Annotated in this window: 6 protein-coding genes; all 6 read left to right on the plus strand. The window is 48.2% G+C overall.

Going from position 1 to position 7,415, the window contains the following annotated elements:
* Positions 1–225, plus strand: a 225-nt coding sequence (locus tag VN105_RS02810; protein ID WP_325637706.1) for a gluconate 2-dehydrogenase subunit 3 family protein, incomplete at its 5' end; no start/stop codon positions are given.
* Positions 226–257: 32 nt separating this feature from the next.
* Positions 258–1,955, plus strand: coding sequence for a GMC family oxidoreductase (locus VN105_RS02815; RefSeq protein WP_325637708.1), 1,698 nt, complete (start codon positions 258–260; stop codon positions 1,953–1,955).
* 80 nt (positions 1,956–2,035) lie between these two features.
* Positions 2,036–3,733: a GMC family oxidoreductase gene (locus VN105_RS02820; protein WP_325637710.1), complete on the plus strand. Its 1,698-nt coding sequence runs from the start codon at positions 2,036–2,038 to the stop codon at positions 3,731–3,733.
* Between the two features lie 254 nt (positions 3,734–3,987).
* Positions 3,988–4,572 (plus strand): RNA polymerase sigma factor, encoded by a 585-nt coding sequence (locus tag VN105_RS02825; protein ID WP_325637712.1) that lies wholly within the window; start codon positions 3,988–3,990, stop codon positions 4,570–4,572.
* Between the two features lie 70 nt (positions 4,573–4,642).
* Complete coding sequence (locus VN105_RS02830; protein ID WP_325637714.1) at positions 4,643–5,590, plus strand: FecR family protein; 948 nt, start codon at positions 4,643–4,645, stop codon at positions 5,588–5,590.
* Between the two features lie 48 nt (positions 5,591–5,638).
* The coding region (locus VN105_RS02835; protein ID WP_325637716.1) for a SusC/RagA family TonB-linked outer membrane protein at positions 5,639–7,415 on the plus strand (1,777 nt) is incomplete at its 3' end.

Consider the following 7,415-nt stretch of genomic DNA (forward strand, 5'->3'; position numbering starts at 1 on the left):
GAACTTCTCACAGGGATTGAAAAAGAGCGCGTAGACTACAACAAGCGCAAAAACAAAAAAGAAGGAGATCCCACCCACTACTTCCAGTACCTGAAAGAATTAACCCTGCTGGGTTATTTCACCTCCGAACCAGGCGCCACCAAAGCGTTGCGTTATGTTCCGGTGCCGGGTAAATACGAAGGCTGCACTCCTTATACAAAAGGAGAAAAAGCCTGGGCAGTGTAATCTTCTTCTTACTTTTTTAAATCCTGAATAAAATGAACCTGAATATAAAAGCGCAGGCAGAAAACACCTATGATGCCATTGTTATTGGCTCTGGCGTGAGTGGTGGATGGGCTGCTAAAGAACTGACAGAGAAAGGCCTGAAAGTACTGATGCTGGATCGTGGTAAGCCACTGGAACATGTGAAAGACTATGAAACAGCCACCAAAGATCCATGGGAATTTAAACACCGCGGCCGTATCACGGTAGACCAGCGGGAAACACACCCTAAGCTGAGCCGCGACTATCCGTACAGTGAGCACAACGAAAAATACTGGATCAACGATTCTGAAAGTCCATATAACGAAGTAAAACGTTTCGACTGGTACCGCCCGGATATCGTGGGTGGTAAATCCATTATGTGGGGCCGGCAGTCGTACCGCCTCAGTGATATTGACTTTGAAGCCAACCTGAAAGACGGCATTGCCGTTGACTGGCCTATCCGTTATAAAGACATTGCTCCCTGGTACGACTACGTTGAGAAATTTGCCGGTATCAGCGGTACCCGTGAAGGGCTCCCGCAGCTGCCGGATGGCCAGTTTATGCCGGCAATGGAAATGAACTGCGTGGAAAAAGATGTAAAGGCGGCCGTTGAAGGAAAATATAAAGGCCGTATCATCACCATGGGGCGCGTGGCCAACATCACACAACCGCTTCCCGGCCGTGAGAAATGCCAGTACCGTAACCTTTGCAGCCGCGGATGTCCTTTTGGCGCTTACTTCAGCACACAATCTTCTACATTGCCTGCTGCAGTGGCTACCGGTAATCTTACACTTCGCCCGGATTCCATTGTAAATTCCATCATCTATGATGAAAAACAAGGGAAAGCCACCGGCGTAAAGGTGATCGATAAGCACAGCAAGGAAATGGTGGAATACTACGCGAAAATCATCTTCATAAATGGTTCTACCCTGGGTTCCACCTTTATAATGATGAACTCCACTTCTTCCCGCTTCCCTAACGGGCTGGGTAACGACAGTGGTGTACTGGGAAAATACCTGATGGATCACCACTTCCGTACAGGCGCTTCCGGCACCGCAGAAGGATACGAGGATAAATACTATTTTGGCCGCCGCGCCAACGGGATCTATGTTCCGCGTTACCGTAACATCGGCAACGATAAACGTGATTACCTCCGCGGATTCGGTTACCAGGGTGGCGCCAGCCGCAGCGGCTGGAGTCGCGGTATTGCTGAAATGGGTGTGGGTAAAGATTTCAAGGAAATGCTCACAGAACCGGGCAAATGGAGCATTGGTTTGGGCGGTTTCGGAGAATGCCTGCCGTACGAAGCCAACCAGGTAACCCTGGATACTTCTGTGAAAGACGCATGGGGCCAACCGGTGCTGAAATTTGATGCAGAGTTCAAGGAGAATGAAAAGAAAATGCGCGTAGACATGATGAACGATGCCGCAGAAATGCTGGAAGCAGCCGGTATTAAAAACGTGAAAACATACGACAACGGATCTTATCCGGGCATGGCCATTCACGAAATGGGTACCGCACGTATGGGCCGCGATCCTAAAACATCCGTGCTCAATGGCTTTAACCAGATGCACGCGGTGAAGAATGTATTCGTAACCGATGGCGCCTGCATGACCTCTACCTCTTGCGTAAATCCTTCTCTCACTTATATGGCGCTAACTGCCCGCGCAGTAGACTATGCTGTAAAAGAGTTGAAGAAAGGCAATATTTAAAGAACAATAAGTATGTAGCGGTCAGGGATAGCTTTTGAAAAGCTGATCCCTGGCCGCTTATCGCTTCAATACACAATAACATGAATCTTAATATCAAGGCAGAGAAGGAAAACACCTATGATGCCATCGTAGTAGGTTCCGGTATTAGCGGCGGATGGGCCGCCAAAGAACTGAGCGAAAAGGGACTGAAAACGCTGGTGCTGGAAAGAGGCCGCAATGTAGAGCATATTAAAGACTACACCACCGCTATGAAGGCGCCGTGGGAATTTCCTCACCATCTCCACACCTCCAACGAAATGAGGGAAAATCATCCCATCCAGAGCCGTTGCTACGCTTTTGATGAAGGCACACAACAGTACTGGGTAAATGATAAGGAGAACCCCTACAATGAAATAAAGCCATTCAACTGGCTGCGGGGTTACCATGTAGGAGGGCGCTCCCTCATGTGGGGCCGGCAGGTATACCGCTGGAGCGACCTGGATTTCGAAGCCAATGCAAAGGATGGTCATGGTGTAGACTGGCCCATCCGTTATAAAGACATTGCTCCCTGGTATAAATATGTAGAAGAATACATTGGTGTGAGCGGCCAGGCGGAAGGGCTGCCACAGCTGCCTGATGGCGTGTTCCTGCCTCCCATGGAAATGAACTGCCTTGAAAAGCATGTGGCTGCACGCATCAAAGAAAAGTACAACGACCGTATCATGACCATTGGCCGTGCGGCACATCTCACCAAAGGATTAAACAATCGCGGCCCCTGCCAGTTCCGTAACTTATGTGCCCGCGGATGCCCTTTCACCGGCTATTTCAGCAGCAACGGTGTTACCCTGCCGGCAGCAGCCAGCACAGGCAATATGACCCTGCGCCCGGATTCTATTGTACTGGAAGTATTATATGATAAAGATAAAAGCAAAGCTACCGGCGTAAGGGTAATGGATGCACATACCCTGCAAACGGTAGAATATTATGCGGATATTATTTTCCTGAACGCGTCTACACTGGGCACCAGCTGGATCATGCTCAATTCGGTATCCGACAGGTTTCCGAACGGGTTTGGGAACGACAGCGGACAAGTGGGACATAACCTCATGGATCACCATTACGGCGTAGGCGCCGGCGGCGACTATGATGGTTTTGAAGACCAATACTACAGCAGCGGCCGCAGGCCAAACGGGATCTATATTCCACGCTTCCGCAACACCAATGCCAACACCCTGCAAAAAGACTATGTGCGCGGATTTGGCTACCAGGGCGGCGCGGGAAGAGGCCGGGGTATAAGTATGGACGGCATCGGCGTTCAACTGAAAGAAGCACAGGGCGAGCCAGGTAAGTGGTCAATGGGCATTGGCTCCTGGGGCGAGCACCTCCCGTATTTCGAGAATAAAGTGACGCTGAATAAAAATAAGAAAGATAAATATGGACTGCCCACACTTGATATCGACTGTGAGTTTAAAGAAAATGAGATGGCCATGCGCAAGGATATGCAGGCCAGCGCAATAGAAATGCTGGAAGCAGCAGGACTGAAAAATGTACATGGCTACGACGGTGCTCCCCCGCCGGGACATTGTATCCACGAAATGGGAACCGCCCGTATGGGTAAAGATCCTAAAACATCCGTACTCAATGATTTCAACCAGGTACATGCCGCTAAAAATGTGTTTGTAACAGATGGCGCCTGCATGACCTCTTCTTCCTGCGTGAATCCTTCTATCACTTATATGGCGCTTACTGCGCGGGCATGTGATCATGCCGTGAAAGAACTGAAGAAAGGCAATATTTAATTGATTGAAAAGGGAACCGGCATCACTACCGGTTCCCTTTTTTATCGGATAGAAAAACCTGTCATTGCATTTCTCCCAAAAAACTCCTCTGCTTTTTCCGGAACTCCCGCCTGAAATTTTTTTCTTCCCAGAATTATTTTTATTAATATTGATGTACGTATTCCACCAGATGAACAATGAAAAGTAATCGACCGCTTGCTGTTAATCATATCGTAACCTTACGTTAACAATGGCTTCTTAATTTTGTCTCCTGCATGGACAATTCTACTACTTTAATTTCACCTTTCCTGTTGCGCCGTTTTCGTGAAGGCGATGAAGAAGCGCTCAGCTCCTTGCTGGACCTGCTGGGACCAAGGGTATTGGGTTATTGCAGGAAGAAGGTGGGAGTGGAGGAAGATGCAGAAGAATTATTGCTGGATATTTTCCTCAAACTCTGGCACTTCCGCGGGAAACTGGATGAGGCTGCTGATGTACAGGTATTGTTATTCACTATTGCCAGGAACCATATCCTGAATTTTATCCGTAATAAAGTGAATCGCCGGCTGATGACCACAGACCCGGAACATGCACTGCTGCAACCGGCAGACGGTATTTTGCAGCGGCTGGACTACAATGAACTGTACCGACAGTACCAGGATGTGCTGGATTCGCTGGGAGATAAGCAGCGCGTGGTTTTCCGGATGAGCCGCGAAGAAGGATTGTCGCACCGCGAAATCGCCGACAAACTCGGCATCTCCGTACGTACTGTAGAATCGCATATTCACAGCAGCCTCAAAGTAATAAAGGCTGAGCTGAAAGATTCTTATATCATTTTACTGATCTTGTTCTTCCTGAAATAATTTTTTTTCTTCCACTAAGTAGCCCCTCTTTTTTTAGTGTATATATAGGCAGAAGTCAACTGTATATTTCATGAAACGTGATGCGGACCTGTTACAGGAGCTGATAGATAAAGTACAACACAACACCGCCAGCCGGGATGAACTCCGGTTACTCTTACAGTTACTTGAAGAAGAGGATCATCGTGTACTGATGCCGGCGGAAGAATGGCTGCAAAGCGAATCACAACCCTTGCCTGCCGGATTGAAAAGTAAGGTGGTAAATACCGCTTTGCAAAGAACAACAACAGTGAAACGTGGCTATTTCCGCCGCTGGTTGCCGTATGCCGCTATGTTGCTGGCGCTGCTGGGACTGGTATTATTATGGCCCCGCCATAAACCGGTGTATACTACCGTTGCAGCAGCCGACGGTGAAATAAAACGTATAGCCCTGCCCGATAGTTCTGTTGTTATATTAAATGCCAGGTCCGTTATCCGCTACAGCGATACATATGCCGCAACATCCAGGGATGTAATACTGGATGGGGAGGCTTTTTTTGAAATACATCCCGACAGGCAAGCACCTTTTATTGTACATACCGGTAACGTACAAACGAAGGTATTGGGCACTTCGTTTAATGTGAAACGTTATCCCGGTGAAAAACTGGTGGTGAGCGTTGCCAGCGGAAAAGTAAAAGTAATGGCCCGGGCAGGAAAAGAGGTTGTGCTGGATAAAGGAAGCAAAGCCAGCTACGACAGCGCTGCCAACCAGTTTGCCAGTTTCCGGGAAGAGCCGCATAACATGAACTTATGGCAACAGGGGATTATCAATATGAATAATCTTACGCTGGCAGAAGTGAGCACTGTGCTGGAAAGATGGTACAGCGTCCGCATTGTGCTGGATATGCCGGAAACGGGACGGCATGTATTGTCCGGGCAACAGGCCAATACCTCGCTGGAATCAGTATTGGAGTCCATCTGCTTTATTTATCATTTGCAATATCATCGCCAGGGAAATATAATCCGTATCAATAAAAAGTAAACTGCTTAATCCTGTTTTAATACATACTACGCTAACAAAACCTAACGTATGATCCTAATTTTATTATCCGCTTCGCGCGGCCTGGAAAAGGCCGTGAGGGTCATCCTGTGCTCATTCCTGGCGGCAGCCGTTTATATGTCGCCCGTACACGCGCAGGTGCAGGACCCGAAAACAAAAACGGTCACCATCCAGCTGAAGGATGCAACGGTGACAACCATTTTCCGCGCCGTTGAAAAGCAAACCACTTTCCGTTTCCTGTACGACAAATCGCTGGAAACCTTTGGAAAGAAGCTAACAGTGAACTACAAAAATATAGCTGTTGCCGGTTTGTTGCAGGACATAGAAAACCGTACCGGCCTGCAATTCAGAACATCGGGCCAGAATATTTCTGTGGCCACGAAAGACCTGCTCCCAGCTGCCAGCCAGTTGGCTGAAAGCAAAAGAGAAATAACCGGTATCGTGAAAGATTCCACGGGCCAGCCAATGGTAGGCGTAACTGTTGCCATTAAAGGTACACGCCTCGGCACAGGCACGGATGCCAACGGGAAATTTATTTTATCAGTAGATGATGATGCCGTACTGGTATTCAGCCTTATCGGGTTCCGTAAACAGGAGATCCCTGTGCTTCAGCGGGAAAAGATAGATGTGGTATTGGAAGAAGCATCTTCAGCACTGGAAGAAGTAGTGGTGGTAGGTTTTGGTGAACAGAAAAAGATCAGCCTGGTAGGCGCGCAGGCTACTATTTCACCAAAAGAACTGAAGCAGCCGGTATCCAATCTTACACAATCGCTCGGTGGCCGCGTAGCCGGTATGGTATCCGTACAACGCAGCGGGGAATTAGGTTACAACGATGCCAATATTTATATCCGTGGCATCTCTACTTTTACGCAGGGATTCAGCGCACCGCTTACCCTGGTAGACGGCGTGCCCAGGAGTATCTCCAACGTAGATCCGGAAGACATTGAAAGTTTCTCTGTGCTCAAAGATGCATCTGCAACAGCGGTGTATGGTGTGCGTGGCGCCAATGGCGTTATACTCATCACTACAAAAAGCGGTAAGCCGGGAAAGCCCGCATATAACCTGCGTTATACAGAAGGCATCACCCAGTTTACCAAACTGCCTTCTTTTGCCGATGGCCCTACCTATATGAAATTATCGAATGAAGCGCTCACCACACGTGGCAGCGCACCTGTATATTCCGATGAGGCTATACAGAAAACCGCCGATGGCAGCGATCCCTACCTGTATCCGAATGTGGATTGGTTTGCGGAACTTTTTCGCAACAATGGAAAAGTGAGAAATGCGAATGCCAATATCAGCGGTGGCTCTGAAAAATCAGTATACTATATTGGGCTTGGTTACTATGATGAACTGGGGATGTATAAAACAGATGAGCTTACGAAATATAATTCTTCTATCTTCCTTAAACGTTATAATGTTACCTCTAACATTACACTGAAACCATCCGCCACCACTACTGTTAAACTGGGTATCCAGGGCTACCTGAGCAATGTAAACCTGCCTACTACCGGTGTGTCGGATATTTTTACCGATGCATATTTTATGACGCCGGTACAGATCCCTACCCGTTACCCGGATGGCAAAGTGGCCGATATCCGCTCCGGCAGCCTGTCTAATCCGTGGGCTAGTCTTACCCAGGGCGGCTACGCCAATCAATGGAGAAGCCAGGTGTATTCCAACCTGCGGCTTACACAGGAGTTGCCTTTTATTACGAAAGGATTGTCTGTAACAGGTATGTTTTCATTTGATGCCTATAACTATACCAGCAACCGCTATACGAAAATACCCGATACCTGGCTGGCCA

This window comes from Chitinophaga sp. (genome assembly GCF_035564935.1).
Classification (GTDB): Bacteria; Bacteroidota; Bacteroidia; order Chitinophagales; family Chitinophagaceae; genus Chitinophaga.